The sequence below is a fragment of the Oleiphilus sp. HI0132 genome (assembly GCF_001635845.1).
Genome location: NZ_LWGJ01001752.1, coordinates 1 through 691 on the forward strand (window position 1 = coordinate 1; position 691 = coordinate 691).

The window sequence follows — 691 nt, forward strand, 5'->3', positions numbered from 1 at the left end:
TCATATCAATAATTCGTTTACCGATAAACTTATTCCCCGAGGCCTCCGCTGCAATCGCCAAAGCATGAGTAATCGGCATGCCGGAAGCGAGCATCATGGCAAAGTTTCGGGTAAATCGTGATAAGGCGATCTGTTCAAATAAAACCCCTACTATTGGAAAGCCGAGTTTTTTCCTATCCCAAATATAATTGCCATTCTCCGTCGCCACCCACTGTTTAAAGGCATATATTCCCGCAAAAATAAGACCGATAATCAGCCACCAGTAAGCCAAACAAAACTCAGAGGTCGCCACAAGTATCTGAGTCGGTAGCGGCAGGTCTGCACCAAATTTGGCAAAGACACTGGCAAATTTTGGAATAACGAACAAGTTAACAATAAACAAGGCGATGAAGATCGCAGAAATAACCATGGTTGGATAGCGAGTCGCTTGCTTGATACGTTTACGTGTATCACGCTCCATTTCCAGGCTCTCACTTAATCGTTTAAAGGCTTCCTCAAGTTGACCTGTATTTTCACCTACGTGAATCATACTAATAAACAAATCAGAAAAGACCTTGGGGTGGGCCTGCATGCATGAAGCTAAATTCACACCTGACTCTAGGCGCTGAGAAACATCAAAGAGTGTCTCGCGAAGCACTTCTGACTTGGTTGAATCCGCCAAGCCTTTCATTGCACGTATAATAGGAATACC

Annotated in this window: 1 protein-coding gene; it reads right to left on the reverse strand. The window is 44.0% G+C overall.

The features are described 5' to 3' along the window. A partial coding sequence (locus A3766_RS26775; RefSeq protein WP_197479774.1) for a type II secretion system F family protein occupies positions 1–691 on the reverse strand: 691 nt, incomplete at both ends.